Below are 24,880 nucleotides of genomic sequence, written 5' to 3'. Positions count from 1 at the left end.
GGTCGCTTCCGGCGCGTCGTCGCGGCCGGACCGGTACCGTGACGAAATGGCCGACACCACCACCGCCACCGCCCCTGTCGAGACCATCGGCGCCGACTTCTTCGACGACCCGCACGCCCACTACCGCCGCTGGCGCGCCACCGGCCCCGTGCACCGGGTGTTGTTCCCCGACAATGTGGTCCGCTGGATCGTCATCGGGCATGCCGAGGCGAGAGCCGCACTGGCCGACCCCCGGCTGCGCAAGGACACGGTGCGTGCCGACGAGATCCTGCGCGCCAAACGCGACGGCACCCCCACCGACGCCAACACCATGGTGCTGCTGCAACACATGCTGAGCACCGACCCGCCCGAGCACACCCGATTGCGCAAACTGGTGAACAAGGCGTTCACCACCCGGCAGGTGGCGGCCCTGCGTCCCCGCATCGAGGAGATCACCGAGAACCTGCTGGCAGCGATGGACGGCCACGACGAGGTCGACCTCATGCAGGCGTTCGCCAATCCCCTTCCGGTGACAGTGATCTGCGAACTGCTCGGTGTGCCCTTCGACGACCGCAACGACTTCCAGGCCTGGACGCGGTCGCTGGTCGGCGTGGTCGGTGAGGAGGAAGGCAGGCCCGCCGCCGCGGCCGCCATGGCGACCTATCTGGCGAATCTGGTGCGCGCCAAGCAGACCGCGCCCAGCGACGACTTGCTGTCGCAACTGGTCCTCGCCGACGAGGACGGTGACCGGCTCAGCGACCGCGAGCTGGTGTCGATGGCCTTCCTGCTGCTCGTCGCCGGGCACGAGACCACCGTGAACCTGATCGGCAACGGGGTGCACGCCCTGCTGCGCGAACCCGCCGAGTGGGGTGCGCTGTGTGCCGACCCGGCGGGAGTACCCGAGGCCATCGAGGAGTTCCTGCGCTACGACGGGCCGGTCGACATGGCGACGCTGCGATTCACCGCGGAGCCGGTCACCCTCGGCGGCATCGAGATTCCGGCGGGCGAGATCGTGAACGTCGCCCTGGCCGCCGCAAACCGCGACCCGGCCCGCTTCGAGGACCCCGACACACTCACCCTCGACAGACCGACCGCGGGCCACCTCGCCTTCGGTCACGGTATCCACTTCTGCGTCGGCGCACCGCTCGCCCGCCTCGAAGCCGAGATCGCCTTCACCGCATTGCTCCGGCGTTTCCCCGACCTGCGCTTGGCTGAGCCCGCCGCCACCATGAACTGGCAGACGAGCACGCTCATCCGCGGCCTGCTCGACCTCCCGGTCCGACTGCACTAGCCCTGCCCGCCGCACTCGCTGAGCCCCGTGTCGTTGCGGCCGAGCCCCATGTCGCTGCAATGAGCACGGTGGCCCTGCGCAGAACCCATGGCCGTGCGGCCGAGAACCGCGTCGTGCGCCGAGCACCGTGTCGCTGCGCTGCGCCCTCGTCACCGTGCCGAAGTCTCCGGTCTCACTCCGGGCGTAAGATCGGGGCCGCGACGTCGTCCGGGAGACAGGGGCCGATCATGCTGAAGAAGTTCGCCGCCGCGGCGCTGACTCTGTGTGCCGCGGCGGTGCCGTTGTTCGCCGCGCCGGTCGCCTCGGCCGAGCTCACCGGGCCGAACCGGCTGACGGTCCATACCGGATCCGGCCAGCTCGCCGACGAGACGGCCGGGCTCATCCTCTGCCTCATCCAGCTGCCGCCCTCGGCGTCCGGCGACTCCAGCCAGGGCTGCCCGACCTGATCTACTGCCGGTAGGTCGCCAGGAAGCGGCCGATCCGCTCGATGATGGCCTCGAGTTCGTCCGCGTGCGGAAGGGTGACGATGCGGAAGTGATCGGGGCGCGGCCAGTTGAAGCCGGTGCCCTGCACGATGTGCAGCTTCTCCTGCAGCAGCAGATCGAGCACGAACTTCTCGTCGTCGTGGATCGGATACATCTCCAGGTCGATGCGCGGGAAGGCGTAGAGCGCGCCCTTCGGTTTCACACACGAGACGCCGGGGATCGAGTTGAGCGCTTCCCACGCCCGGTCCCGCTGTTCACGCAGTCGGCCACCGGGCAGGACCAGGTCGGAGATGCTCTGATAGCCGCCGAGCGCGGCCTGGATCGCCTGCTGTGCGGGCACATTCGCGCACAGGCGTAGACCGGCCAACATGGTCAGCCCTTCGAGGTAGCTCGCCGCGTGCTGCACGGGTCCCGATACGACCAGCCACCCGGAGCGCAGGCCCGCGGCGCGGTAGTTCTTCGACAGGCCCGAGAAGGTCAGGCAGAGCAGATCGGGGGCAAGCGAGGCGACCGCTGTGTGCTCGAGGTCGTCGTAGTAGATCTTGTCGTAGATCTCGTCGGCGAATACGACGAGGTTGTGCCTGCGAGCGATCTCGAGGATCTCGCGCAACACCTCGGGCGGGTACACCGCACCGGTCGGGTTGTTGGGGTTGATGAGAACGATGGCGCGGGTGCGGTCGGTGATCTTGGCGGTGATGTCGGCCAGGTCGGGGTACCAGTCGGCGCCCTCGTCGCACAGATAATGCACCGGGGTGCCGCCGTTGAGCGCGGTCGCGGCGGTCCACAGCGGGAAGTCGGGGGCGGGCACGAGAACCTCGTCGCCGTTCTCCAGCAGCGCGGTCATCGCCATCATGATCAGCTCGGAGACACCGTTGCCGAGGAACACCTGCTCCACGTCGACCTCGGGGACCCCGAGCGTCTGGTAGTACTGCACCACCGCACGGCGGGCCGAGAGCAAGCCCTTCGACGAGGAGTAGCCGGTGGAGGCGGGCAGGGTTCGCACCATGTCCTGCAGAAGGTCCGGTGGCGCGTCGAACCCGAAGATCAGCGGATTGCCGGTGTTGAGCTTCACCACGTGATGTCCCTCGGCCTCGAGCCGGGCGGCTTCCTCGGCCACCGGACCACGAATCTCGTACGACACTCCCGACAGCTTGCTCGACTGCTTGAACTGCATGGACTTCCCTCCGCGATGTGGTTGCCGCACACACTACTTGGTTTTTCCAAGATCTCACTTGGTTTTTCCAAGTGTCAGGTTAGAGTGATAGCCGTGTCACGCCGAAGCTACGACCATTACTGCGCCGTGAGCCGCGCGCTCGACCTCGTCGGGGACCGGTGGAGCCTGCTCGTCGTCCGCGAATTGTGTTCCGGTCCACGCCGTTACAGCGACCTGTTCGCCGATCTGCCCGGGATAAGCACCGATATGCTCGCGACCCGGCTCAAGGGGCTCGAGCGCGACGGTGTGCTCACCCACCATCGCAACGGGATGCGCTCGAGCTACGAGCTCACCGACCTCGGCCGCGGGCTGCGGCCGGTGCTCGACGCGCTGGCCGGGTGGGGTGCGCCGCTGCTCGGGCCGCGCAACCCCACCGACGCGGTGCGCGCGCACTGGCTGGCGCTGCCACTGGGCCGGGCCCTCGCCGAGGTCGTGGTCGAGGGCACTGTCACCGCGCACATCGGCGACACCGTGCTGCACTACGTACGGACCGCCGACGGCATCACCCACCACGACGGACCGGCGCCCGCACCGGACCACGAACTGCGCCTGGGCCTGGCCGAAGCGATCGACATCGCGACCGGCGCACAGCCGCTGTCGCCCCGCACGCTGTCGCCGGTGCACTGACCCGGGCGGCTCGTCGGGGTGCCGCCTGCAGCGGTGTCGCTAGGCTTGCGGACCGTTGACCACCGCGTACGCGAAACCGTCCCACCCTTTGGACCCGACGGTCTGGACCACCGTGGCGTCGAGGCTCGGTTCGGCGGCGAGCAGGTCGATCAGGTCGCGGCTGGCCCGCACGTTCGGATCGTCGGAGTGCTCATCGGCGACGGCTCCACCACGCACGACGTTGTCGACGATGATCACCGAGCCGGGACGTGTCAGCCGCAGCGCCCACTGCACATAGTTCGAGTTGTTCACCTTGTCGGCGTCGATGAAGACCAGATCGAACGGTTCGCCGCCGTCCTCGGCGACCTCGGGCAGGGTGTCGAGGGCGGCGCCGACCCGGATGTCGACGCGGTCGCCGACCCCGGCGCGGTCGAGGTTCTCGCGCGCGACCTTGGCGTGGCGCGGCTCGAATTCCAGGGTCACCACCGTGCCGCCCTCCCCGACCGCCCGCGCGAGCCATTCGGTGCTGTAGCCCCCGAGGGTGCCGATCTCGAGCACCCGGCGCGCGCGGGCGGTGCGGGCGAGCAGGTTCAGCAGCTTCCCCTGCGGCGGCGACACATCGATCGCGGGCAGACCGGCGCTCGCGTTCGCCTCGAGCGCGGGCACCCCTTCCTCCCCGACGAGGGTACTGACGAGATAGCTGTCGACATCGGCCCACTCAGTGCTGGTCATACCCGCAGTCTGCCACCAACACCTCCCCGCGCACCGGAATCTATTTCGCGGATTCCACCCCGGCGACCCCGCGCACCAGTTGCACCGCGCTCTGCGCCAGCGTCTTCGTCGAGACCAGCGCCTCGGCGAGTTTGATCAGCATTCTTCCCACGCTCATGGTGGCCAACGAGATGTCGGCCAGCGCGCGGGCGATGAGCGCGGGTGACGCCGTTCCGGCCGAGGCGATGAGGATCGCGGTCATCTCGAGCAGCATGCCCGCCAGGCTGCTGAGGATCTCGACGACGATGCCGCGCACCGTTTCCACGATCGACTTCATCGACTTGTTGCAATCGGCCAGGATCTGCGCCACGGCGGCCTTCTCGGCGATCGTGCTCGCGAGTTCGGTCGCCCTGGCGCGGTAGGCCTCGGCCGCACACCCCGTCCACTGGCCGATGCCGGTATCGACCGCGGCGGCCAACTCCCCGGCGGTGGTGGTGAGATGGTCGGCGATCTTCTTCCACGAATCCGAATAGGCCTGGACCATATCGGGGTTGCCGGTGATGGAATCGAGCGATTTGCGCATCGGTTCCACGTGCTCGAGCATCCAGCTCATCAACTGCGAGCCGATGAAGTTGAACGGGTCGAACTTCGCCAGCGCGGAGGTGCCTTTGATGGCTTTGCCGAATGTCTGCACCGCGGAGGACCAGTCGGCCGCCGTCGACCCGGCCTTGGTGATGGCGTCGATCTTCTCGGTGGTCGAGCCGCCGTTGGCGAAGGCGTTGTAGAGGCCGTAACCGTTCTCGAAGGTGTCGCCCTGCAGGGTGCCCTTGAGGATGCCCGCGTTGGCTTCCGTCCCCCCGTCCTTGTCCTCGATCCGGGGCACGCCCACATTGCTGAACAGGAAATTGGTTTCCTGATAGTAGGTGTCGCGGTAGTTGGTTCCGTCGGCCAGCAGGTCGTTGTCGGGCGCGGGTGCGTCGTCGAAGGTGTCGACGGTGCCGGGCAGCACCGAGTGCTCGTTGAGGAACGTGCCGACAGCGGTCGGTTGGTCGGCCATCAGACGGTCCCCTCGATCTCGGCGGTGGTGGCCTTCAGCTGTCCGGCCCGAGTGGTGTCACACGTGTCGAACGTGTCGGCGGCGGTGCGCAGCTTGCCCGGCATGGCGGCGACGAGGCCGTCGAGTTCGGTGAGTCCGTCGACGATCTCGTCGTGCAGGGTGTTGAGGGTGATCACCGCGTACGGCTTCACCAGCAGGCCGTAGCCGTCGTCGGCGTGGGCCAGGTAGCTCGCCGCCTCCAGGGCGGAGGCCACCCCGCTCGCGACCCCGTCCACCGCGGTGGCGTGCGTTCTGATCGCATTCGGGTCGACATTCACCACATCGGTCACGCTGACTCCCTCCTCACGGCGAACCCGGGCGAGTCCGCGTACCTGTCTCGAACTGATTGGACGCGGCCCGACCTCGTTCGGTTCCCCCGAATGTCCGCCGCAGGGCGAACAGCGCTACTGCAACCAGGACTTGCGCTGGTAGAAGAGGTCTTCCTCATCGGGTTCCACCGGCGCGACGACGCGGTCGCGATCGGGTTTGCGGGCGGCGGGCGCCTCGGGTTCCACGGGTGGCCACGCGGGGACCGGCGGCGGAGGCGGCGTGGGAGCGACGGGCGTCGGCGCCGAATCGAGCGGATCGGGAAACCGTTCGGTGTACTGGCCCACGATGGCGGCCCCGGCCTCATCGGTGCCGACCACGTCGTGCACCAGTCCGGAAACACGCTCACGCAGTCGGGCCTGGGCGCGGCGCGTGCACGCCATCAGTTCGGCGGCGACGGCTGACGGGTCCATCCCGCGCACACCGGGCGCCAGGGTGACGGCGGTGGTGCAGCCGTTGGCATCGACGGTGACCGCTACGCGTCCGTCGGCCGAGGTGTCGGTGACGCTCACCTGGGCCATCTTGGTATGCAGTTCCTGATACCGCTGCGACTTGCGCTCGAGATCCTGCGCCCTGCGCGCCAGATCGTCGGCGGCATTCGTCAGATCGTCCACGACAACGGCCCCCTCCCGCCGGTTCGTTCCGGCACGTGACGCGAGGCGATGCGATACCCGCCCCGCTCGGATCGCGCCGAGACTACCCCAGGCCACCGACACGCGGCGGCGGGCCCTCAGAACAGGAAGTACCGCTGGGCCATGGGCAGTTCGGTGGCGGGCGCCTCGGTCCACACCTCGCCGTCGACGCGCACGGTGAACGTGTCGGGGTCGACCTCGATGCGTGGCATGGCGTCGTTGTGTGGCATGTCGGCCTTGGTGACGCGGCGAACGTTCTTGACCGGCACCAGTTTTCGGCGCACGTCGAGGCGGTCGGCGAGCCGGTCGTCGACGGCCTGTTCGGACACGAAGTGCAGCGAGGTGGCGGCCGCGGCGGGGGCGGCGGCACCGAACATCGGGCGCGGCAGCACGGGTTGCGGAGTGGGGATCGAGGCGTTGGCGTCACCCATCGCGGCCCAGGCGATCATGCCGCCCTTGAGCACGGCGTGCGGGCGCACACCGAAGAAGGCGGGGTCCCACAGCACGAGGTCGGCCAGCTTGCCGACCTCGACCGACCCGATCTCGTCGTCGAGGCCGTGCGAAACAGCCGGGCAGATGGTGTATTTCGCGATGTAGCGCCGCACCCGGGCGTTGTCGGCGGCACCGTCGCCCGGCAACGCGCCGCGACGGCGTTTCATCACGTGCGCGGTCTGCCAGGTGCGCAGCACCACCTCGCCGATGCGGCCCATGGCCTGCGAGTCCGAGCCGATCATGGAGATGGCGCCCAGGTCGTGCAGCAGGTCCTCGGCGGCGATGGTCGAGGGGCGGATGCGGGATTCGGCGAAGGCCAGGTCCTCGGGGATCGACGGGCTCAGGTGGTGGCACACCATCAGCATGTCGAGGTGCTCGTCGAGGGTGTTGACGGTGTGCGGGCGGGTGGGGTTTGTCGAACTCGGCAGCACGTTGAGGTGCGAGGCGACCGTGATGATGTCGGGTGCGTGACCGCCGCCCGCGCCCTCGGTGTGGTAGGCGTGAATGCCACGGCCCGCGATGGCGGCGAGGGTGTCCTCGACGAAGCCCGCCTCGTTGAGGGTGTCGGAGTGCAGAGCCACCTGCACACCGGCCGCGTCGGCGACGGTGAGGCAGGCGTCGATGGCGGCCGGGGTGGAACCCCAGTCCTCGTGCAGCTTGAAACCCGACGCGCCGCCGCGCAACTGCTCCCACATGGATTCCTGGCTCACCGTGTTGCCCTTGCCGAGCAGCACGATGTTCATCGGCCAGTGGTCGAGCGATTCCAGCATCCGGGCCAGGTGCCACGAACCGGGGGTCACGGTGGTGGCCTTGGAACCCTCGGCGGGGCCGGTGCCGCCGCCGATGAGGGTGGTGATGCCGCCGCCGAGGGCCTCCTCCATCAGCTGTGGGCAGATGAAGTGCACGTGGCAGTCGATGGCGCCCGCGGTGAGAATGCGGCCGTTGCCCGCGATGATCTCCGTCGCCGGGCCGACGACGAGGTCGGGGTGCACGCCCGACATGGTGTCGGGGTTGCCCGCCTTGCCGATCCCGCAGATCCGACCGTCGCGGATGCCGACATCGGCTTTGATGATGCCCCAGTGGTCGACGATCACCACGCCGGTGATCACGGTGTCGGGCGCGCCATCGGCGCGGGTGGCGCGCGACTGCCCCATCGATTCACGCAGCACCTTGCCGCCGCCGAACACCGCTTCCTCGCCCGCGAGTCCCGGTCCGCCGCAACGGTCTTCGGTGATCTCGATCAAAAGGTCGGTGTCGGCGAGGCGGATCCGGTCGCCGGTGGTCGGGCCGAACAGTTCGGCATAGCGGGCGCGGCTGAGTTCGGTCATCGGCTCTCTCCCGGGATCTGCGGCGAATCGAGGTGCGGTGCGCGGTCAGCCATCGAGCCGACCCGGCGCGTCGGCGTTGATGCCGTAGACCTCGCGGGTACCGCCGATCGGAACCAGCGAGACCCGTTGCGGCAGACCCGGTTCGAAGCGGACCGCCGTGCCCGCCGGAATGTCGAGGCGGTGACCGTGCGCGGCGGTTCGGTCGAAGTCGAGCGCGGCGTTGGCCTGCGGGAAGTGGACATGGCTGCCGATCTGGACCGGGCGGTCGCCGGTGTTGACGACATCCAGTTCCACGCGGACCGCGCCGGGGTTCAGTTCGATCGTGCCTTCGGCACACAGGTATTCACCGGGAATCATCGGTCTCATCCGATCGGGTGGTGCACGGTGACGAGTTTGGTCCCGTCCGGGAAGGTCGCCTCGACCTGAACGTCGTGGATCATCTCGGGCACGCCGACCATCACGTCGTCGCGGGTGAGCACCTGCCGCCCCGAGGACATCAGTTCCGCGACGGTCCGTCCGTCGCGAGCGCCCTCGAGCACGTGGTCGGTGATGAGCGCGACCGCTTCGGGGTGGTTGAGTTTGAGCCCCCTGGCCTGCCTGCGCCGCGCCAGCTCGGCCGCGTAACTCAGCAGCAGCCGTTCCTGCTCGTGCGGCGACAGTCGCATCGGAGTTCTCCTCGGTCGTGGTCGGTGAGCGACATTCTGGCACGCGCCGACCCCGTCCGGGCGCTCGTCGATCCCGTGACCTGGGCAGGGCTCGGCTCGATTAACGAGAAGTTAACGAAGTCCCCTTCGGGCGACGTCACGGCGTGCGATGCGCCCGACGGCGACTGTTCCGGCAGCCCGGGCCGGAATGGTCAGTTTCTTTACGTGCGAGGCTGTTCAATTGAACCCACCAGTTCAATTTTGGACGGAATCGGGTTAGGCTCCAGTGGTGAGCTCAGCGACGACACCAGCCCGCCAGGACGCTCCACGGGGGCGGATCGACAAGCGGGAAGCCATTGTGGCCGCGGCGTTCACCGTGTTCGCACGCAGCGGTTACGCCTCGGCGAGCTTGCAGGAGATCGCGCACGAGGCCGGGGTCGCCAAGCCGACCGTGTACAACCACTTCGCCGACAAGGAAACCGTCTTCCGGCACGCCATGACAGTCGCGAGCGAGCGTGTTCTGGCCGAGAACCTCACCGTCGTGGCGCGGTTGCGCGACCCGGGTACGGATCTGCGAGCAGCGCTGGAGGACGTGGCCTATCGACTGATCCGACACTGTTGTTCGGAGCCGTCACGCGCCCTGCGCTGGCTGACCTACGCCCAGGTCGCCCGGTTCCCCGACCTGATCGACATCGTCATGAGCCGGACGTCGGATCGGCTGGCCGACGCGCTAGCCGACCGATTCGCGCGCCTGTCGCTGGCGGGCCGCCTGCGCACCTGCGACCCGGCGACCACGGCCGAACAGTTCCTGGTGCTGGTCACCGGCCCCATGGAGGGCAGGACCCGGCTCGGCACCAGCAAGGTTTCCACCACCGAGATGCGCACCGTCGCCGCCACCGCTGTCGACACGTTCCTGCGCGCCTACGCCATCCCCTGACCCGCACGAAGGACCCGATGTGACCGCCACCCGCGACCCGCTGCTCGCCATGATCGAAGCCGAGCGAGCGATCTTCAAGACCTTCTACAAGTTCTTCCGGATCGCCGACACCCAGGACAGCGAACGCTTCTCCGAGTGCTTCACCCCCGACGCCCTGATCGAGTACCGGATCATGCCCGGCCCACCCGTGCTGTTCCACGGCCGCGACTCGTTCACCGACTACATGAGCCGGGTACCCAAGTCCCAGCGCGCACCGGTCGCGCACGTGGTCGGACAGGCCACCATCGAATGGACCGACGATCGCCCCCTGCTGACCGCGTATGCCACCGTCTGGCACTGGTTCTCCCGTCCGGACGCGGGCAGGCCCGCGGACTGGACCGTGATCGGCCTCGTCCGAGACGAGTTCGAGCAGCACGACGGCGAATGGCTGATCGCCCACCGCGATGTGCGCCACGTGGCAGGCCGGGTCGCCGCGGGCAGGAGCCCCGGCTGAGCCGAAACCGCCGGAGCCGCGCGGGTCAGGCCGCGAGGTTCTGCAGGCGGACCTGACCGCGCGCGACCATGCGCCCCTCGGCGTCGGTGATCACCACGACCCACAGCTGTTGGCTGCGACCACGGTGGATCGGGGTGGCCTCGCCGGTGAGCACGCCCTCGCGCACGGCACGCAGGAAGTCGGTGTTGTTGTTGACTCCGACGACCTGACCGCGTTCCCCGAACCAGACGCCCGCGCCGACGCTGGCGAGAGTCTCGATGACGGTGCAGTACACGCCGCCGTTCTGGATGCCCGCGGGTTGGTGCAACTGGGGGCGGACCTCCCATTCGCCGCGCACCCGGTCGGCGGACACCTCGGTGTAGCGCAGACCGATGAGGTCGGTGAAGGTGCCCTCGCTCAGCTTGGTCATCAGCTCGGGCGTCAGGTCGGCCATCGTCAGCGGGTTGTCGCTCATACCGTCCGGTTTACACCATCAGAATCGGGAGCCGTCACCCGGGAAAACGAAGCGGCGGACCCCGTCACGAGAACGGAGCCCGCCGCGGCAGGAACGAGGGGGTCGACCGCAGCCCTCGGGACCACCGACTCATCCATACGCCGCATTGAGCATAGGTCAGGCTTACCTAAGTGGTCAAGTGGTCGCTCGACGCCGACGCGCCGGGGGCGATATCCCGGGCTTGCTCAACACAATCGCAATACTCCATGATCGTTCACACCTCTATGTTCCGAGGCTTGTGTCGATGGTGAAAGCTCATGTTCTGGGCGTACGACGACCAGGGGTGGGCGCGGCGAGAGAGGCAAGATTTCGTGAGTAGTAGTCGTATTCCCCGGTGGGCCGCCGTGGCGGCGATGTGTGCGGCGGTGGCCGGTACCCTCGCCGCACCCGTGCAGGCCGAACCGCTGTGGCCGGGCGGGCCGGATATCCCCGGCGTGCCCGCCATCGTTCCCGCGCCCGAACCGGAACCGGTGGTGGCGCCGTGCAGCGAGAAGGCCCGCGCGTGCCTGCAGCTGTCCACCAACAACGCCTGGCTGATGGACAACGGCACGGTGACCTACGGTCCCACCCCGATGTCGCACGGTCGCCCCGGCTACGAAACCCCGCCCGGCACGTTCAAGGTGGCGTTCAAGAAGCCGTTCCACTGGAGCACCCTGCACAACGCCCCGATGGAGTACGCGATCTTCTTCAACGGCGACATCGCCTACCACATCGGGCCCACCGAGGAGCAGTCCCACGGCTGCATCCGGCTGACCCCCGACGGTGCCAAGGCGCACTACGAATGGCTCGAACCGGGCGACATCGTCGAAGTCGTCCCCTGATCGACTCCTGAGGGGAGGTCACCTGGTGACCTCCCCTCTAGCGGGCCCGCACCTGCGGACAGGTCTTGCCCGCGATATGACAGCGTTCCTCGAAACCGCGCGGCAGCCAGTTCCCCGACAGCAGGAGCGGATGGCCGGGAAAACAGCTCGCCGCGGCGAGTACGAACATCAGCACGGCCCAGGGGCTGTGCACCCGGACGGCGGAATTGTCGCCCTCGCTGTCGGGGAACCGGAACTCCATGCAATCCGGCGTGATCAGGTCGACGGCGTCCATCTCACGCCAGTACAGGCTGAACGAGATGTCGGGACTCTGGAAACACACCCGCCACTGCGAAACCATCCCGACGCCCGCTGATCTCGGCACCCATCGCGGCCTCGCGTCGCGCTGGGCACGTGCCCGACGCGACCGATTCAGCATCGCGTTGCCCAGATGCGCCGCCACCACGAACCCGGCCGACCCGAACGCCGCGACGTTGTTGTGTTCCCACGAGCCGTCACCCACGGCGCTCCACAACGACCACGATGCCCGGTCTTCGGCCAGACTGCGCTCCCCCGGATCGATACGCATCCGGGTCGGCCTGGGGTGCAGCGCCGCCAGATTGTCGTCCATGACCGCCCGCAACACCCAGCAGGTGTAGAGCAGGTTGTCGTCGAACGGCCCCCACCCCACCTGCTGCGCGAGGAGACGGTCGACGTCGGAAGCCGGATCGAAAACCATGTGATCAACTCCGATCTCGTTGTGTGCGTGGGCAGTACGCCTGCCTCGTCACTCCAAAGATGCGCTTGCACCGCGCGACGGTTCAACGCGGCGAAGCGTCCCCGGCTCGGTCGTGGACGAGCCCGCGATGGGCTCACATCGCCACCGGCCCGCGACGGCGATCCGGCGCCGTGATGCGCCGCGCGACGGTCGGGGTCAACTCTCCCGTTCTCGCGCGACCGAAGCGGTCAGGGCGTCGACGAGCCACCGGTGGGTAGCGCCGGAGGTGACCGGTTCGACCACGGCCGCAACCAGATCCACCACCTCGTCGGCCGCGCCGGAACTCTGTGTCACCGCCCACAGCAGGGCCTCGCGGCGCCGCAGCGCGGCCAGTTCGCCCATGAGGGTCTCACGTTCGAACCCGACGGCGGACATGGTCTGGCGGCGCGTGGCCGACGAACGCGCGGGCCTGTTCGACCTGCTGACCGGACTCGACGAATCCGGTTGGGACACAGCGTCGCTGTGCGTGCGGTGGCGAGTTCGCGACGTGGTTGCCGGTATCGAACACGTGATGCCGACGGAGCCTCGCAGTGGTCACTGCAGCGGGTGTGGACCACGGGTGCCCTGTTCCACGCCCAGCGGCGACACGCCGCGTGCGGGCGAGTAGGCGGACGGGTCGGAGCGCGTCGATCAACCCGCCCCGACCCGTTCGCGCGGGAGCAATAGTTACGCTTCAATAGCTCTGCGGCATAACTACCCAACGGCCGTGGACCGTCGGACCCGGGAATCGCATCGACGCACAACCCCCGAAAGAAGGGGCTTGCGCATCCTTCCGGCAACGCCCTTTTCGCACCTCGATTCCCCGCGTTCGAGCGGAGTGAACGTGTCGCTCACAACTCACACGAGCGCCGAGCACGCTCGCAGACGCAGCGCGAGCCGCGGACACTGCCGCAGCTCATAGTGGAGAACAGCCCCCTTGACAGACCCTCCGCGTACGCCGATGTTCACCACAACACGGCCAATAGCTGTGCCAGACAGTGGCAGTAACCACAGGTCACACCTAGTCCGCCCGACTTTCACCGGCAATCCGCAAGTTGATTCCGAGCGGAAGAAAAATATGAACAGTTCGGACAGAGTGAAACATCTGGTTGCCACACCACGGATGGAGGGTTACGTTACCGGCGTCACATCGAAGCCTGATGTGGCCACAACGCAAGGAGAGATACATGGGCTCGTTGAGTGAGCTTCTGACCGCGGCCATCGCGGGACTCGGTTCGGCGGCCGAAGGCGATGGCCTGCTGGCCGTCTTCCTCGGTTCGGTGGAAGCGTTCTTCCCGTAAACCGCGCCATCCGGTCACCCGGCTCGCCCCTGACGCGAGCTTGATCCACCCTTCACCACCAGGAGAAAAACATGGGATCCCTCTACGAACTGCTCGAGACCGGCGCGGGCAGCCTCAGCAACGCGGCGTTGCCCTTCGTGCAGGCGCTCATCTCGGCCAGCGGCGGCACGCCGTCGCCCGGCAAGTAGCCCTCCGTTCTGTCTCGGGGGCCGGCCGACCAGTCGGCCCCCGGCCGCACTTCGAGAAGTCAGCAGGCACGCACCACCCATGAACCACCTCGCATTCCGTACACTCCTCGCCGCGGCCTGTGCCGCCGCCCTGGCCACAGCCCCCGCGCTCACCGACGCCTCGCGGGCGAACGCCGTACCCGGCGCCGAGCTGGTGAGCCGCGGCCAGATCGGCCAGACCGCCGAGATCAGCGTCTATTCGCCGTCGATGGATCGCACCATCGCGCTGCGGGTGCTCCGCCCCGCCGACACCGCGACTCCCGCACCGACGCTGTATCTGCTCAACGGCGCGGGCGGCGGCGAAGACTCCGCCAACTGGGCAGGTCAGACGAATGCGACCGAGTTCTTCGCCGGAAAGCACGTCAATGTCGTGATGCCGATGGAAGGCGCGTTCAGCTACTACACCGACTGGCAGCAGCCCGATCCAGGACTGGCGAAGAACCTGGAGAACAACGGTGTGAACAAGTGGACGACCTTTCTCACCCAGGAGTTGCCGCCGGTGATCGACGCGGCCTTCGGCACCACCGGGGTGAACTCGCTCGCCGGTATCTCGATGGCCGGTAGTTCGGTTCTCGACCTGGCCATTCAGGCCCCGAGGCTCTATCGAAGCGTCGCCTCCTACAGCGGCTGCGCGATGACCAGCGATCCGGTGGGTCGCGAGTTCGTCTCCCTGGTTGTCCGCCTCGGCGGTGGCAAGGTGGAGAACATGTGGGGACCGGCAGGCGACCCGGCCTGGCGCGAACACGACCCGTATGTGCAAGCGCACCGACTGCCCGATATCCCGATCTATATCGCCGCCGGAAGTGGCTTGCCGGGTGTGCACGACACCCTCGCGAATCCGCGAGTGCACATCGAGGGCAAGAACCCCGCGTCCATTCTGCAGAATCAAATGCTCGTGGGCGGCGGAATCGAAGCCGCGACAATGTATTGCACCGCGCAAATGGCTCAGCGCACACGGGAACTCGGCCGCACGAACATCACCTACAACATGCGTGCCACCGGAACCCATTCCTGGGGCTATTGGGAAGACGATCTGCATGCTTCCTGGCCGATGATGGCGACAGCGCTCGGCCTGTGAGCACGCTGCGGGTAGGCACCACGCGATTGGCGCCGCGCGACGCGGTCTTCGTCTACGACGAGACCGATCGGCACCTGTCCCACATCGTCGCGGTGTATTTCTTCGCCGACGACGGTGACGCGCCGCTCGACGCACACCGGGTGCGCGAGTGGGCCCGCGCCCGCCTCGGCCACGCTCCCCTGTTCCACCGCCGTCTGCGCCGCATTCCCTTCGATCTCGACCTGCCCCACTGGGTACCGGCCCCGGTCGCGAACATGGCGGATCACGTCCTCCTCGACGCGCCGGGCACCTGGACCGCGGCGCGGTCACGGATCGCCGAACTCGTCTCGGCCAGAATGGATCTCGCGAAGCCGCCGTGGGAGATCCATGTCCTGGACCGAGTACGCGAGGTGCCGGGCATCGGGACGGCGACGGTGGTGGTGCTCAAACTCCACCACAGCGTGTGCGACGGCGTGGCGACCCGCGAACTCGAGGCCGCGCTGTTCGGTGACTCCCCCGCCCCCGACGTCGAGCTGGCGGGCGACGATCTGATCGGCACGGCGGTGCGGACCGCCGCCTCGGTGCTCACCGCTCCCGCGCGCTTCGCCCTCGGTATGGCCAGGACTCGGGGACACGACGGCGCGGGCGCGGTGACCCGGCAGCCGGTGACCCGCTTCAACCGCGACATCCACGCACCACCGATCCTGCATGTCGTCACCCTGCCGATGAGCGAGGTCCGCGCCGTGCAGGCCGCCTGCCCGGTACGGGTCACCGTCAACGACCTGATGCTGACCACCGTGGCGGGTGCCCTCGCGGCCTACCTCGCCGAACACGACGAGACACCGGAGGCCTCACTGGCCGCCATGGTGCCGATGTCGATGCGGGGTGTGGCGCAATGGGACTCGGTGAATCAGCTCACCCAGATGTTCGTCGATCTGCACACCGACATCGACGACCCGGTGCGACGACTGCTCGCGATCAAGGAATCGGCGACCCGGGCCAAGGCCACCGCCGCCGACCCGGCCACTCTGCGCATGGAGTCGCGCGTCGAGACCGCGCCCGCGCTGCTGCTGCGCGCGGCGGGTTGGGCGCGCACTCTGCGCCGGTTCGACCAGGCCACCGCGATCCCGTTGAGCAACACCACGATCAGCAACGTGCCACCGGTGCGCGACGACCTGCGCTTCGTTGGGCGGGCGCTGGTGCGGGTGCTCGGGGCGCTGCCGATCCACGACGGGGACGGCCTGCGTCATCTCATCACCTCGCAGGGCGCGGAACTGGCCGTCACCGTCACCACCAACGCGACGATGATGCCGGACCCCGAGCACTACGGTGAGCTGCTGCTGCGCTCGTTCCGACTGCTCGGTGACGCCGTGATCGGTTAGTCCGGCGGTTCCTGCGCGTGTTCGGTCTCGGCGATCTCGGGGGCCAGCTCGCGGGTGGCCATCCCGCCGTCCTTGCCTTCGTCGCTCGGACCAGGCCGACCGCCCTTGGGTTCGGTGGTGTCGTCGTCCTTGTCGGTGCCGGTCATGGTTGTCCTCCTTCGTGTCCTCGCTTCGCTCTACCCGTTCGCCCCGGTTTCATCGCGGCGGGCACGGACGGCGTTCACCACGGCCAGCAGTACGCCGAGACCGACGAGGATCAGCCCGCGAGCCCAGACCTCGCCGTCGATGCGGGTGAACAGGAACAGGCACGACGCCAGACCGAGCCACGGCACGATCGTCGGGATGCGGAAGTGCCCCGGCTCGCCCGGTTCGCGGCGCAAGACGAGCACCGCCGCGTCGACCGACCCGAACACGAACAGCAGCAACAGCACCAGGGTGGCCGCCAGCGAATCGACCTCACCGGTCAGCGCCAGCAACAACGACACCGCCGAGGTCGCCAGGATCGCCACCCAGGGGGTGCGCCTGCCGGGCAGGATCCGGGCCAGCGCGGGGGGCAGCAGGCCGTCACGGGCCATGCCGTAGGCCAGCCGCGAGGACATGATGCCGGTGAGCAGCGCCCCGTTGGCGACCGCGACCAGGGCGATCACACTGAACAACCAGTCGGGCACCTCACCGGCGACCCGCACCACCTCCAGCAGCGGTCCACTCGACTCCGCCAACGTGTCGGTGGGCACCGTGGCGCTGGCGACCACGCCGACCAGCGCGTACACCACCCCGGCGGTGAGCAACGCGCCGAACAGCGCGGTGGGATAGGAGCGGCGCGGATCCTTCACCTCCTCGGCCAGATTCACCGAGGTCTCGAACCCGACGAAGGAATAGAACGCCAGCACCGAGCCAGCCAGCACCGCACCGACCGCGCCCTGTTCGGCGGTGCCGATCTGGGTGAGCCTGCTCAGGTCGGCGTCACCGCGCAGCATCACCCAGACGCCGAGCCCGATGATGAGCAGCAGCCCACCGACCTCGACCAGGGTGGCGGCGACGTTGGCGCCCAACGACTCCCGGATGCCCCGAATGTTGAGTGCCGCGAGCAGCACGAGGAACACCACGACCACCACCACGACCGGCGCCGAGACCAGCGCGCGCAGGTAGTCCCCGGCGAACGCCCTGGCCAGCGCTCCTACCGAAACCACCCCGGCGGCCAGCATGCAGAACCCGACGAACGATCCCGCCGCGGGCCCGAACGCCTGGGTGACGTAATGCGCCGACCCACCCGCCCTGGGGAACTTCGTCGCGAGTTCGGCATACGACCCCGCGGTGAGCGTGGCCAGCAGCAGCGCGATGACCAGCGGCAACCACACCGCACCGCCGGATTCCCGAGCCACCGAACCCACCAGCACATACACCCCGGCGCCGAGAATGTCGCCGAGGATGAAGAAGTACAGCAGCGGCGTCGTGACGGCCCGCTTCAGGACATCGGTCATGCGGAACCTATACCCGCGACCGTCGGGTCGAAGCGCGCGACGCGCTCAGCGCTGCAGCACGCTGCTACGTCGCACGGGCAACCCGCGTTCCTCGAACGCGGTGAGCAGCAACTGCCCGCGCCGCGCCCCGGCGGCGGCATCGACGCGCGCCAGATCGGGTACATAGGTCGCGGCGCCGACGACGGATTCACCGACCAGCGACCAGAACCGACGCGCGGACAGACCGGAGCAGCGGGTGAGCACCGACTGCAACGGGATCAGCGACGAGGCGCTGCGCTGCACCAGCCACACCGCCATCGCCGCCTCGCACGGCAGCGCGACGGTGCCGGGCCCAGCGGAGCGGGAGTCACCGTCGACGACGCGAATCGTGGTGTCGGACAAGCCCGCCCAGTCGATGCCGCCGTCGTTGTCGTGGTGGATCCACAGGTTGTCCCGGCCCGGATCCCAGGCTTGGGCCGACATCACGAACAGCGCGGTGACCCGGCCGACCACGGCGTGGATGAGCGCGGTCGCCACCACCTCGGCGGCGATGTCGTCGTTGATCATCTCCGCCGCGTGCCTGCGGTACATCAGTTCGACGCGGCCCTCGCTCAGCCCGTTGGGCACGTGCCACCACCGGCGTTTGCCCTGTCCGGCCATCGCCGCCACGGCATAGACCCGCGGATGCTCGGGTTGCAGTGCTTGCAACCGTGCACAGGCGCGATCGAACGCGGTGGTGCTGCGGGTCGTGGTGGTGGTGACGGGCTCGGGCATCGAACCTCCTCGAACGGTTGGTTCCCGTGACGATGATGTCTCGGAACATAGGTTAGGCTTACCAGACTTCACAAGTCGTGTCCGGTTTCGAGGCAGGAGAAGTTCGTCGCCGTGATCCACCCTGGCACCGTCAGACGCCGTCGTCTGACCGGGCTTGCCCTGCTCGCTGTACTGCTCACCGTGGCGGTCGTCGCCAGCATCGTCATCGGCACCCGCTCGCTCGCACCGTCCACGGTGTTCGACGCCGTCGCACACGCTCTCGGCTGCGACGGCGGCCCGTTCCGATGCCCGGCCCGCTCCACCGCCGAGGAAATCGTGCGTGAGCTGCGTCTTCCACGCACCGCGTTGGCCCTCATCGCCGGGATGGCGCTGGGGGTCGCGGGCGCGCTCATCCAGGGGTATACCCGGAATCCGCTCGCTGATGCCGGATTGTTGGGACTGAATGCGGGCGCCGGGTTCCTGGCGGCGCTGAGCATCTACCTGTTCGGCTTCACCGCGCCCGGTCAGTACATCTGGTTCGCCTTCGCCGGGTCCGCGATCGCGGGAGTGATCGTGTTCGGGGTCTCCTCGATCGGCGGCGGCAAGGCCAGTCCGTTGAGCCTGGTCCTGGCCGGGGCGGCGGTGACCGCGTTCCTCCAGGCGATGACCAACGCCGTCGTCGTCCTCGACAACGCCGCCCTCGACACCTACCGGTTCTGGGTGGTCGGCACGGTCAACGGCCGGGAGGCCGACGTGTTCTGGCAGGTGCTGCCGTTCCTCGTGCTCGGGCTCGGGATGGCTGTGGCCGCCGCGCCCGCCCTGAACCTGCTCGGCCTCGGCGACGACGTGGCGCGCGGGCTCGGTGTCGACATCGGGCGGGCGCGCGCCTTCGGGCTCGTCGCGGTGGTGCTGCTCAGCGGCGCGGCCACCGCGGCGATCGGCCCGATCGCGTTCCTGGGCCTGGTGGTGCCGCACATCGCGCGCATCATCACCGGCCCCGACAACCGGTGGCTGATCCCCTACTCGGCTCTGCTGGGCGGGTTGTTGCTGCTGGTGGCCGACATCACCGGGCGCGTCGTCGCCCGACCAGGTGAACTACAGGTCGGCGTCATGCTGGCGGCCCTCGGCGCGCCGTTCTTCATCACCCTCGTGCGCCGCAAGAAGCTGGTGACACTGTGAACGAGCAGAACACACCCGATCCCACCGCCGCAGACGAACTCGCGAACGAGGCGGCACGGCCTGCCATCGTCGCGACCGCCGACCTGCGCCAGGTGCGTCCCGCCTTGCGAGTGGGCCCGCTGTCGCTGGTGCTGCGGCCGGTGATGTTCGGTTTCGTCGTCGTGTTGGCCGTGGCCGTGTTCGTGCTGTTCTGCCTGGATATCTCCGTCGGCGATACCTCTGTCCCGCTGGGCCGGGTACTCGATGTGCTCGGCGGGGGCGGCTCCCGATCGCAGCGGTTCATAGTCCTCGAATCGCGACTGCCCCGCGCGCTCACCGCCGTGGTCGTCGGTGCCGCGCTCGGGCTGTCCGGAGCGCTGATGCAGTCCATCCTGCACAATCCCCTGGCGGGGCCGGATGTTCTCGGCATCACCACCGGAGCCGCGGTCGGTGCCGTCGCGGTTCTCGTCGGAAGTGGCGGGGCGGCAACGGGTCTCATCGCGACCCTCGGCGCTCCCCTGGCCGCGCTCGCCGGTGGGCTGCTCACCGCCGTCGTGATCTACCTGCTCGCATGGGGACGCGGGGGCGGCGGAGAACGTGGTGTCACCGGTTTCCGTCTGGTACTCATCGGCATCGGCGTGAACGCCGTGCTCATGTCCGCGATCAGCTGGTTGCTCACCCGAGCCAGCCTCACCGACGCCGCCCGCGCCCAGGTCTGGCTCAACGGCTCGCTCGACGCGGCCGACATGTCCAGCGTCGTGCCCGCCGCCGTCGCGCTCACCGTGGTCACCCTCGTCGCGCTGGTCTCGGTGCGCACACTGGCCGCGCTGCGGCTGGGCGAGGAATCCACGCGGGTGCTCGGTGTGCGCATCCAGTCGCAGCAGGCCTTGCTGATCGGCGCGTCCGTGGTGGCGGCCTCGGTGGCCACCGCGGCGGTCGGGCCCGTCGGTTTCGTCGCACTCGCCGCCCCGCAGATCGCCCGCATGGCGCTGCGCACACCCGGCGAACCGCTCATCGCCTCGGCGCTGACCGGCGCCGCGCTGGTGACCGGCGCCGACATCGTCTCGCGCGCATTGCTGCCCGTCGAGCTGCCGGTGGGTATCGTCACCGCCGCGCTCGGTGGGCCGTTCCTGCTCTACCTGCTCGTCCGCATGAACCGGAAGGCCACCCTCTCATGACCAGCCCCGTCCATCGTCTCGCCGCCGACACCGTGTCCCTCGGCTACGGCGAACGGGTGATCGTCGACGGACTGAGTCTCGACATCACCCCCGGTGTGGTGACCACCGTCATCGGCCCGAACGGCTGCGGGAAGTCGACACTGCTCAAGTCGCTTGGCAGGCTGCTGCGGCCCCGCGGCGGACAGGTCGTGCTCGACGGCAAAGCCATCTCCTCGATGAAGACCAAGGACGTCGCCCGGGTGATCGGCATGCTGCCGCAGACGCCCGTGGCGCCCGAGGGTCTCACCGTCGCCGATCTCGTCGCGCGCGGACGGCACCCGCATCAGTCCTGGTTGCGACAGTGGTCTGCCGACGACGAGACCGAGGTCGCCGCCGCCCTGGCCCAGACCGGCATCGCCGATCTCGCCGAGCGCACCCTCGACGAACTGTCGGGCGGCCAGCGTCAGCGCGCCTGGATCTCGATGGCTCTGGCCCAGGGCACCGACATCCTGCTCCTCGACGAGCCGACCACCTATCTCGACCTCGCGCACTCGCTGGAAGTGCTCGACCTGGTCGACCGGTTGCACGCCGAATTCGGACGCACGGTGGTGATGGTGCTGCACGATCTCAACCTCGCCTTCCGCTACAGCGACGAACTGGTGGTGATGGCGGCGGGCCGCATCGTCGCGCAGGGCAGGCCCGCCGACATCATCACCGCGGCACTGCTCGCGGACGTGTTCGGACTCGAGGCGCGGGTGCTCACCGATCCGGTCTCGGGGCGGCCGATGATCGTGCCGGTCGGCACGCGCCACGTGCACGGCGCGGCCGGGTATGACGAATGACACACCAGCAAACACCCCGTTACGACAATCTGTAGTACGCATCTTTGTCGTTGAGTCCGTAAAATCGGCGGGATGGCAGGTCTCGGCGAACTCGAAAAAGCGGTGATGGACCAGTTGTGGTCCGCCGACGAACCGCTCACGGTGCGACAGGTACACGAAGCACTGGCGGCTCGACGCGAGCTCGCTTACACCACGGTGATGACCGTGCTGCAGCGGCTGGCGAAGAAGAATCTGGTTGTGCAGCGTCGCGACGATCGCGCGCATCGGTACGCCCCGGTCCACAGCCGCGACGAACTGGTCGCGAGCCTGATGGTCGACGCGTTGCAGCAGGCCGACGCGGCGGGCAGCCGCGCGGCGGCCCTCGTGCACTTCGTGGAACAGGTCGGCAAGGACGAGGCCGACGCCCTGCGCGAGGCACTGGCAAAGCTCGAATCCGACGAAAACAGCGGCTAGACTCCCTGGCGGCTCTCACAACGACGTGAGCGCCCCTGGCCCCACAACGCAGTGAGCAGAGTCGATGAACGCAACCGCGGCAGTCTTCGCAGGTCTCGCCTTGCTACTCGCAGGGCCGGTTCCCGCGCTGCTCAGCCGTGCGACCTGGCCGCACCGCAGCCCACGGGCGGCGGTCGTGTTGTGGCAGGCCATCGCGCTGGCCGCCGTGCTCAGCGCCTTCGGCTCCGGGCTGGCCATCGCCAGCCTGCTGCTCGTCCCCGGCCCCGACGGTAGGCCGACCACCTCCCCCACCAAGGAGATCGACGCGCTCGGGCTGCCGCTGTGGCTCGTCTACGTCACCGTGTTCGCGCTGACGCTGATGATCGGCGCGCGCCTGATGTTCTCCATCGTGCGGGTCGGCGTGCACACCCGCCGACGCCGCTCCCGGCATCGCATGCTGGTCGACCTGCTTGACCAGAGCGGTCCCGTGCGTCGGGCCGCCGACATCCGGGTACTCGCCGCCACCGAGCCCATCGCCTACTGTCTGCCCGGCCTGCGCCAACGCGTCGTCCTGAGCGAAGGCACCCTGACCAGCCTCGACGATGCCGAGGTCACCGCGATCGTGAGCCATGAACGATCGCATCTGCGGGCCCGCCACGATCTGGTGCTCGAGGCGTTCACCGCCGTGCACGAGGCATTCCCCCGGGTGGTCCGCAGCAAGGCCGCGCTCGGTTCGGTGAAGCTGCTGATCGAACTGCTCGCCGACGATTCGGCGGTCAAGGTGACCGGCCCCAAACCCCTCGCGCGCGCCCTGGTCGCCTGCGCGAAATCGACCGCGCCGCAAGGTGCCCTCGCCGCCGGTGGGCCGACCACCCTCATCCGCATCCAGCGCCTCGCCGGTACCAACGGCGACGTGAGAATCGCCACCGCCGCCTACCTCGGCTCGGCCGCCATCCTGGTGGTCCCGACCCTCGCTGTCGCGGTGCCGTGGCTGCAGGAACTGAGCCGGTTGTTCCACGGCTGACCTGGCGATCACCGGTCTCGCGCCACGCGCGCCCGGCGCACCGCGACAGCCCCTGATCCGCCCGCGCCGCCGCGCTGCTCGCCGCTCACGCTGACCAGCGTGTTTACCCACCCACGCGCAAACACGCCTATCCTGGGAGATCGGTCCTTCCTGCTGGGCCGCACCCCGTACGCCGTCTCGCGCGTTTCGGGTAATCGGCGCCGGTGATCTTCCAGCGCGATTCGCAGCCCAACGAAAGGCCATTTTGACCACCTCTGCTGTGCCCAACGACCCCTCCTTCGCGGAACTGGGTCTGCCTGTCGCCCTGGTGCAAGCCCTGCGCAACGCCGGTATCGACAAGCCGTTCCCCATCCAGGCCGCCACCATCGGCGACGCGCTCGCCGGGCGCGACGTGCTCGGTCGCGGCCCGACCGGCTCGGGCAAGACCCTCGCCTTCGGCCTGCCGATCCTCACCCGCCTGGGCGAGGGTCCGCAGTCCAAGCCGGGCCGCCCGCGCGGTCTGGTGCTCGTGCCGACCCGTGAGCTCGCCACCCAGATCGAGAAGGCGCTCGAAGAGCCCGCGCGCTCGCTCGGCCTGCGCGTCGCCTCCGTCGTCGGCGGCGCCCCGATCAAGCGGCAGGCCGACCGGCTCGCGCGTGGCGTCGACCTGCTCATCGCCACCCCCGGCCGCCTCGACGACCTGATCAAACAGCGCGCCGCCGACCTGTCCGACGTGGCGATCACCGCCCTGGACGAGGCCGACCACATGGCCGACATGGGCTTCCTGCCCCAGGTCACCCGCCTGCTGGACCGCACCCCGAAGCACGGGCAGCGCCTGCTGTTCTCGGCCACCCTCGACGGTGACGTCGACAAGCTGGTGAAGCGCTACCTCGACAACCCGGTCACCCACTCCACCGCGCCCGCCGAAGCGGCGGTGAGCACCATGACCCACCACCTGTTCTTCGTGCGCGACAAGAACGTCAAGCGGGCCGTCGCCACCGAGATCGCCGCCCGCGACGGTCTGACCATCATGTTCGTGCGTACCAAGCACGGTGCCGACCGCCTGGCCAAGCAGCTGCGCGGCGCCGGGGTGGACGCGGGCTCGCTGCACGGCGGCAAGGCGCAGAACAACCGGGTGCGCACCCTGGCGGCCTTCGCCGACGGTTCCGTGCCGGTGCTGGTCACCACCGATGTCGCCGCGCGCGGCATCCACATCGACGGCGTCTCCCTGGTCGTGCACTTCGACCCGCCCGCCGAGCACAAGGCCTACCTGCACCGCGCCGGTCGCACGGCGCGGGCCGGGGAGGACGGCGTGGTCGTCACCCTGGTCACCGACGAGGAGCGCAAGGACGTGGCCGCGATGACCCGCAAGGCGGGCGTGCGGACCGACGGCATCGAGGTGCGCCCCGGCGACCGGAACCTCGTGGAGATCACCGGCGCCCGCAAGCCGAGCGGGATCGCGATCGCGGCTCCGGCCGCCCCGGCCCAACCGGCCAGGTCCTCGAACGGTTCGGGTCGTCCGCGCCGGGGCAGGCCCGGTGGCGCCTCGGCCGCCGAGGGTGGGCACAGCCGGGGTTCGGGCGCGCCGCGCCGGGACCGCCCGACGGGCGAGTCGCGTTCACGCAAGCCCGCGGGCGCAGGCGGACACGCCCGGGGCGGCGACACGCCGACGAATTCACGGCGGCGCGCCGGTCGACCGGCGGCTCCGGCGGGCAACCGCAACCGTTCCGCAAACTGATCGCAGCACGAATCACCGCGTGGCCGAACCGATTACGGTTCGGCCACGCGACGTTTCGGGTCAGGTCTTCCGGGCGCCGCGCGCGC

At 68.9% G+C, this 24,880-nt stretch carries 28 protein-coding genes; 14 read left to right on the top strand and 14 right to left on the bottom strand.

Annotation, left to right across the window (positions count from 1 at the left end; genetic code table 11):
• Positions 1 to 46 precede the first annotated feature (46 nt).
• Positions 47 to 1,270: a cytochrome P450 family protein gene (locus NC7_RS09695; RefSeq protein ID WP_067981326.1), complete on the top strand. Its 1,224-nt coding sequence runs from the start codon at positions 47 to 49 to the stop codon at positions 1,268 to 1,270.
• Between the two features lie 227 nt (positions 1,271 to 1,497).
• Entirely contained in the window at positions 1,498 to 1,716 is a 219-nt protein-coding gene (locus NC7_RS09690; RefSeq protein ID WP_067981161.1) for a hypothetical protein, read from the top strand.
• Position 1,717: 1 nt separating this feature from the next.
• Here the strand turns inward: NC7_RS09690 and NC7_RS09685 are convergent, their stop codons facing one another.
• On the bottom strand, positions 1,718 to 2,929 hold the full coding sequence (locus tag NC7_RS09685; protein ID WP_067981160.1) for a pyridoxal phosphate-dependent aminotransferase: 1,212 nt from the start codon (positions 2,927 to 2,929) through the stop codon (positions 1,718 to 1,720).
• Positions 2,930 to 3,022: 93 nt separating this feature from the next.
• On the opposite strand from NC7_RS09685, the gene NC7_RS09680 reads away from it, so the two are divergent.
• Positions 3,023 to 3,595, top strand: a complete 573-nt coding sequence (locus NC7_RS09680) for a winged helix-turn-helix transcriptional regulator (RefSeq protein ID WP_067981159.1) — start codon at positions 3,023 to 3,025, stop codon at positions 3,593 to 3,595.
• Between the two features lie 39 nt (positions 3,596 to 3,634).
• Here the strand turns inward: NC7_RS09680 and NC7_RS09675 are convergent, their stop codons facing one another.
• The 7 genes from NC7_RS09675 to NC7_RS09645 form a co-directional block, all read right to left on the bottom strand.
• On the bottom strand, positions 3,635 to 4,306 hold the full coding sequence (locus NC7_RS09675) for an O-methyltransferase (RefSeq protein WP_067981158.1): 672 nt from the start codon (positions 4,304 to 4,306) through the stop codon (positions 3,635 to 3,637).
• 40 nt (positions 4,307 to 4,346) lie between these two features.
• Positions 4,347 to 5,342, bottom strand: a complete 996-nt coding sequence (locus NC7_RS09670; RefSeq protein ID WP_067981157.1) for a WXG100 family type VII secretion target — start codon at positions 5,340 to 5,342, stop codon at positions 4,347 to 4,349.
• Entirely contained in the window at positions 5,342 to 5,671 is a 330-nt protein-coding gene (locus NC7_RS09665; protein WP_067981156.1) for a type VII secretion target, read from the bottom strand. The genes NC7_RS09670 and NC7_RS09665 overlap by 1 nt, the downstream gene beginning before the upstream one ends.
• A gap of 114 nt (positions 5,672 to 5,785) precedes the next feature.
• Positions 5,786 to 6,322: a YbaB/EbfC family nucleoid-associated protein gene (locus tag NC7_RS09660; RefSeq protein WP_067981155.1), complete on the bottom strand. Its 537-nt coding sequence runs from the start codon at positions 6,320 to 6,322 to the stop codon at positions 5,786 to 5,788.
• Positions 6,323 to 6,438: 116 nt separating this feature from the next.
• A complete protein-coding gene (locus tag NC7_RS09655; RefSeq protein ID WP_067981154.1) occupies positions 6,439 to 8,160 on the bottom strand; it encodes an urease subunit alpha in 1,722 nt (573 codons plus the stop codon).
• A gap of 45 nt (positions 8,161 to 8,205) precedes the next feature.
• On the bottom strand, positions 8,206 to 8,517 hold the full coding sequence (locus NC7_RS09650; RefSeq protein WP_067981153.1) for an urease subunit beta: 312 nt from the start codon (positions 8,515 to 8,517) through the stop codon (positions 8,206 to 8,208).
• Positions 8,518 to 8,522: 5 nt separating this feature from the next.
• Positions 8,523 to 8,825, bottom strand: a complete 303-nt coding sequence (locus tag NC7_RS09645; protein WP_067491980.1) for an urease subunit gamma — start codon at positions 8,823 to 8,825, stop codon at positions 8,523 to 8,525.
• 268 nt (positions 8,826 to 9,093) lie between these two features.
• On the opposite strand from NC7_RS09645, the gene NC7_RS09640 reads away from it, so the two are divergent.
• Positions 9,094 to 9,741 carry a TetR/AcrR family transcriptional regulator gene (locus tag NC7_RS09640; RefSeq protein ID WP_067981325.1) on the top strand — a complete coding sequence of 216 codons (648 nt, stop codon included), beginning with the start codon at positions 9,094 to 9,096 and terminating at the stop codon, positions 9,739 to 9,741.
• Between the two features lie 19 nt (positions 9,742 to 9,760).
• Positions 9,761 to 10,234 (top strand): nuclear transport factor 2 family protein, encoded by a 474-nt coding sequence (locus NC7_RS09635; RefSeq protein ID WP_067981152.1) that lies wholly within the window; start codon positions 9,761 to 9,763, stop codon positions 10,232 to 10,234.
• Between the two features lie 25 nt (positions 10,235 to 10,259).
• Here the strand turns inward: NC7_RS09635 and NC7_RS09630 are convergent, their stop codons facing one another.
• Positions 10,260 to 10,667, bottom strand: a complete 408-nt coding sequence (locus NC7_RS09630) for a PaaI family thioesterase (protein ID WP_067981324.1) — start codon at positions 10,665 to 10,667, stop codon at positions 10,260 to 10,262.
• A gap of 371 nt (positions 10,668 to 11,038) precedes the next feature.
• Between NC7_RS09630 and NC7_RS09625 the strand changes: the two genes are divergently transcribed.
• Positions 11,039 to 11,548 carry a L,D-transpeptidase gene (locus NC7_RS09625; RefSeq protein ID WP_236573333.1) on the top strand — a complete coding sequence of 170 codons (510 nt, stop codon included), beginning with the start codon at positions 11,039 to 11,041 and terminating at the stop codon, positions 11,546 to 11,548.
• 37 nt (positions 11,549 to 11,585) lie between these two features.
• On the opposite strand, the gene NC7_RS09620 is transcribed toward NC7_RS09625, so the two are convergent.
• Positions 11,586 to 12,266, bottom strand: coding sequence for a hypothetical protein (locus NC7_RS09620; protein ID WP_067981151.1), 681 nt, complete (start codon positions 12,264 to 12,266; stop codon positions 11,586 to 11,588).
• 195 nt (positions 12,267 to 12,461) lie between these two features.
• Positions 12,462 to 12,680, bottom strand: a complete 219-nt coding sequence (locus NC7_RS09615) for a hypothetical protein (RefSeq protein ID WP_067981150.1) — start codon at positions 12,678 to 12,680, stop codon at positions 12,462 to 12,464.
• Positions 12,681 to 13,852: 1,172 nt separating this feature from the next.
• Between NC7_RS09615 and NC7_RS09605 the strand changes: the two genes are divergently transcribed.
• Both NC7_RS09605 and NC7_RS09600 read left to right on the top strand, forming a co-directional pair.
• Entirely contained in the window at positions 13,853 to 14,890 is a 1,038-nt protein-coding gene (locus tag NC7_RS09605) for an alpha/beta hydrolase (RefSeq protein WP_067981148.1), read from the top strand.
• Positions 14,887 to 16,251 carry a wax ester/triacylglycerol synthase family O-acyltransferase gene (locus tag NC7_RS09600; protein ID WP_067981147.1) on the top strand — a complete coding sequence of 455 codons (1,365 nt, stop codon included), beginning with the start codon at positions 14,887 to 14,889 and terminating at the stop codon, positions 16,249 to 16,251. The genes NC7_RS09605 and NC7_RS09600 overlap by 4 nt, the downstream gene beginning before the upstream one ends.
• Here NC7_RS09600 and NC7_RS29520 read toward each other — a convergent pair.
• Genes NC7_RS29520 through NC7_RS09590 form a run of 3 tightly spaced genes read right to left on the bottom strand, consistent with a single transcriptional unit; the run spans position 16,248 to position 18,485 of the window.
• Positions 16,248 to 16,397, bottom strand: coding sequence for a hypothetical protein (locus NC7_RS29520; protein ID WP_167352415.1), 150 nt, complete (start codon positions 16,395 to 16,397; stop codon positions 16,248 to 16,250). The two genes, NC7_RS09600 and NC7_RS29520, sit on opposite strands and share 4 nt — an antisense overlap.
• Before the next feature lie 30 nt (positions 16,398 to 16,427).
• Entirely contained in the window at positions 16,428 to 17,732 is a 1,305-nt protein-coding gene (locus tag NC7_RS09595) for an APC family permease (RefSeq protein WP_067981146.1), read from the bottom strand.
• Between the two features lie 45 nt (positions 17,733 to 17,777).
• Positions 17,778 to 18,485: a hypothetical protein gene (locus NC7_RS09590; protein ID WP_067981145.1), complete on the bottom strand. Its 708-nt coding sequence runs from the start codon at positions 18,483 to 18,485 to the stop codon at positions 17,778 to 17,780.
• A gap of 111 nt (positions 18,486 to 18,596) precedes the next feature.
• Here NC7_RS09590 and NC7_RS09585 point away from each other — a divergent pair, with 111 nt between their 5' ends.
• The 6 genes from NC7_RS09585 to NC7_RS09560 all read left to right on the top strand — a co-directional run bounded on the left by NC7_RS09585 (position 18,597) and on the right by NC7_RS09560 (position 24,794).
• Complete coding sequence (locus tag NC7_RS09585; protein ID WP_067981144.1) at positions 18,597 to 19,643, top strand: FecCD family ABC transporter permease; 1,047 nt, start codon at positions 18,597 to 18,599, stop codon at positions 19,641 to 19,643.
• On the top strand, positions 19,640 to 20,800 hold the full coding sequence (locus NC7_RS09580; RefSeq protein ID WP_373861233.1) for a FecCD family ABC transporter permease: 1,161 nt from the start codon (positions 19,640 to 19,642) through the stop codon (positions 20,798 to 20,800). Before NC7_RS09585 ends, NC7_RS09580 begins: the two co-directional genes overlap by 4 nt.
• The gene (locus NC7_RS09575) at positions 20,797 to 21,621 is read left to right on the top strand and encodes an ABC transporter ATP-binding protein (protein WP_067981143.1); all 825 of its coding nucleotides are present in this window, start codon (positions 20,797 to 20,799) and stop codon (positions 21,619 to 21,621) included. Before NC7_RS09580 ends, NC7_RS09575 begins: the two co-directional genes overlap by 4 nt.
• Before the next feature lie 63 nt (positions 21,622 to 21,684).
• Positions 21,685 to 22,074 carry a BlaI/MecI/CopY family transcriptional regulator gene (locus NC7_RS09570; protein ID WP_373861241.1) on the top strand — a complete coding sequence of 130 codons (390 nt, stop codon included), beginning with the start codon at positions 21,685 to 21,687 and terminating at the stop codon, positions 22,072 to 22,074.
• A 64-nt stretch (positions 22,075 to 22,138) separates the two neighbouring features.
• Positions 22,139 to 23,077 (top strand): M56 family metallopeptidase, encoded by a 939-nt coding sequence (locus NC7_RS09565; RefSeq protein ID WP_067981141.1) that lies wholly within the window; start codon positions 22,139 to 22,141, stop codon positions 23,075 to 23,077.
• 244 nt (positions 23,078 to 23,321) lie between these two features.
• Positions 23,322 to 24,794 carry a DEAD/DEAH box helicase gene (locus NC7_RS09560; protein ID WP_067981140.1) on the top strand — a complete coding sequence of 491 codons (1,473 nt, stop codon included), beginning with the start codon at positions 23,322 to 23,324 and terminating at the stop codon, positions 24,792 to 24,794.
• Positions 24,795 to 24,880 lie beyond the last annotated feature (86 nt).

It is taken from the genome of Nocardia caishijiensis NBRC 108228, from assembly GCF_001612825.1.
In the GTDB taxonomy this organism is placed as follows: domain Bacteria; phylum Actinomycetota; class Actinomycetes; order Mycobacteriales; family Mycobacteriaceae; genus Nocardia; species Nocardia caishijiensis.
Note: the sequence above shows the minus strand (reverse complement) of the source record. Positions and strands in the feature narration are given on the sequence as shown.